Origin of the sequence: Pseudomonas zhanjiangensis, from assembly GCF_041027545.1 — a bacterium.
Lineage (GTDB): Bacteria > Pseudomonadota > Gammaproteobacteria > Pseudomonadales > Pseudomonadaceae > Aquipseudomonas > Aquipseudomonas zhanjiangensis.
This window is the reverse complement of record NZ_JBFTEG010000048.1, coordinates 1-1,330: the sequence shown is the minus strand read 5'-3', so window position 1 is coordinate 1,330 and position 1,330 is coordinate 1. Positions and strand designations below refer to the sequence as shown.

The window sequence follows — 1,330 nt, the reverse complement described above, 5'->3', positions numbered from 1 at the left end:
TGGACTTACCCCTATCAAACCGGACACCGACACCCCGTTAAGTTGATGCCTCAGCCAAGCGCCTGAATTCCCGAGGCGAGCGGTATTTCAGTGCGCTGTGTGGATGTTCCTCGTTGTAATGCTCGAAGGCGATGGCTAGGTTGCGCAGGGCCGTCGCTCGATCGGGCTTGGGCATGTGGCGGATGTAGTCGCGCTTCATGGTCTTCACGAAGCTCTCCGCCATGCCGTTGCTTTGCGGGCTGCATACTGGGGTTGTCAGGGGCAGCAAACCGATCTGCCGGGCAAAGGCCCGGGTCTGTTCGGCGGTATAGGCCGAGCCGTTATCGCTCAGCCATTGCACCGGCGACGCCGGCAGCTCGCTACCGAAGCGTTGCTCGATGGCTTCCAGCATCACGTCGCGGACATCGTCGCCACTGTAGCCGTTTGGGCTGGCTACCCAACTGATGGCCTCGCGGTCGCAGCAGTCCAAGGCGAAGGTCACGCGCAGTTTTTCGCCGTCCTCGCAGCGGAATTCGAAGCCATCCGAACACCAGCGGGTGTTGCTCGTGTCCACGGCGACACGACCTTCGTGGCGCCGCGCCACTCCCGGCTGCTTGCGCCGGCGTTCCAGCAACAGATCGTGATCTCGCATAACGCGGTAAACCCGCTTCACGTTGACCGGTGGCTGGGCCTGCTGCTCATGCTGCCGACGTAACAGCCCCCAGACCCGACGATAGCCATAGCTGGGCAACTCGCTGACGGCCTGCTTGATCTGCTCGACCAGGGCCGCATCGTCGAGCGTCCGGCGGAGACGCGGCTGCGCCCCCGTAGCGGGTTGTTTGAGTCGAGCCGTCAATTGCGAGCGCGCCACACCGAGACTCTCACTGACCGCTTTCACTGGTCGTCCCCCGGCAACAAGGGTGAGTGCGCAATCCATTTTCGCGAGCGGGCGATCTCCACGGCTTCCTTGAGGATCTCGGCCTCCATGGTCTTCTTGCCCAGCATCCGTTGCAGTTCGCGGATTTGCTTGAGGGCATCGGCCAGCTCTGAAGCAGGCACCACCGCTTCACCGGCACTGACCGCCGAGAGGCTGCCGTCCTGATAGAGCTTGCGCCAGTGGAACAGTTGGTTGGGGTTGATGCCGTTGCGCCGGGCCACCACTGAGACGCTTTGCCCGGGCTCTAGGCTCTCGCGCACCATGGCCAGTTTCTCCTCGACGCTCCAGCGGCGACGCCGCTCCTGGCCGAGCACTTCGAAGGTTTTGTTTTTGCTGGTAGTCATAAACACAGTCGTTTGCCTATCCCTTATGGTAAGGGGGAAACGGTGTCCTGTGTTTCAAGGGGCTCGTTCA

Annotated in this window: 1 protein-coding gene; it reads right to left on the bottom strand. The window is 62.1% G+C overall.

Annotated elements, in window-relative coordinates:
- Window positions 1-37: 37 nt before the first annotated feature.
- A protein-coding gene (locus tag AB5S05_RS22010; protein WP_369289632.1) for an IS3 family transposase occupies window positions 38-1,260 on the bottom strand; the annotation gives its coding sequence in 2 pieces (ribosomal slippage) (window positions 38-915 and window positions 915-1,260; 1,224 coding nt in all).
- Between the last annotated feature and the right edge of the window lie 70 nt (window positions 1,261-1,330).